Source organism: Rhodococcus sp. H36-A4, from assembly GCF_027158005.1.
GTDB lineage: Bacteria > Actinomycetota > Actinomycetes > Mycobacteriales > Mycobacteriaceae > Rhodococcoides.
Genome location: NZ_JAPVLQ010000023.1, coordinates 1 through 1,112 on the forward strand (window position 1 = coordinate 1; position 1,112 = coordinate 1,112).

Below are 1,112 nucleotides of genomic sequence, written 5' to 3' on the forward strand. Positions count from 1 at the left end.
TGAGGCTCCCCCCGGATGGTGGACACCGAGATAGCGGGATCGATGGTTCCGCTGGAAGGATGTCCTCATGTCCCGCAAACGCAGGTCTTTCACGACCGAGTACAAGGTCGAGGCCGCCCGCAGGGTGATCGATTCCGGCCGCACCATCGCCGAGGTCGCCCGCGAACTGGGTATCAACGAAGCCCTACTCGGTCGGTGGGTCGCCGATGAGCGCCGCCGGATCGAAGCCGCGGCAGCATCCGGCGATCAACCGCTCACGGCCGCGGAACGCACCGAGCTGGCACGGTTACGCCGGCAGGTCTCCGAGCAGGAGAAAGACATCGCGTTCCTGAAAAAAGCGTCCGCGTACTTCGCAGCCAATCAACAAAAGTAGAGCTCTACTCGTTGATGGCCGCGGAGTACGCGAACTCCGCCGTTGCCCGGATGGCACGACTGCTCGAAGTGTCGGCCTCCGGTTTCTACAAGCACCAAGGACGCAGGGTGACAACCAGATTGGCAGAACGGCAGCAACGTAGAGCTGATCTGGAGATCAAGATCCTCGCGGTCCACCAGGAGTCGAAGGGCGTGTACGGGGCACCGCGCATCACCGCCGAACTCCACGACCGAGGCGAGGTGATCACCGAGAAAACCGTCGCCAAGATCATGCGGTCTCTCGGTGTCGTCGGCATCAGTCCGCGCACGTTCAAGGTCCGCACCACCGTGGTCGATCCGTTCGCCTCGTTCCCTGATGATCTGGTTCAGCGCCGCTTCGATCAGGGCGAACTCGACGCGGTGTGGACTTCGGACATCACGTATCTGACCTGCGGGGAGGGGGATATGTATCTGTGTGCGATCAAGGACGAGCACTCGAAGAAGGTGCTCGGGTGGGCCGTGGCCGATCACATGCGCACCGAGCTGGTTGTCGAGGCGTTGGATATGGCGGTCGCCGAACGTGGCGGCGATGTTACGGGAACAATCATGCACTCGGACAGGGGATCTCAGTACACAGCTGGCATCATGAAGCAGGCGTGTGGACGGTACGGGTTGCGGCGTTCGATGGGGGCAACCGGTATTTGCTGGGACAACGCCGGCGCGGAGAGTCTGTGGTCGACGTTCAAGCACGAGTACTACTA

The 1,112-nt window shown here is 61.9% G+C and carries 2 protein-coding genes; both read left to right on the forward strand.

Annotated elements, in window-relative coordinates; all coding sequences use genetic code 11:
• The first annotated feature begins 67 nt into the window (after positions 1–67).
• Positions 68–373 (forward strand): transposase, encoded by a 306-nt coding sequence (locus O1W68_RS21485; RefSeq protein ID WP_136170843.1) that lies wholly within the window; start codon positions 68–70, stop codon positions 371–373.
• Positions 374–387: 14 nt separating this feature from the next.
• The coding region (locus O1W68_RS21490) for an IS3 family transposase (RefSeq protein WP_269307034.1) at positions 388–1,112 on the forward strand (725 nt) is incomplete at its 3' end.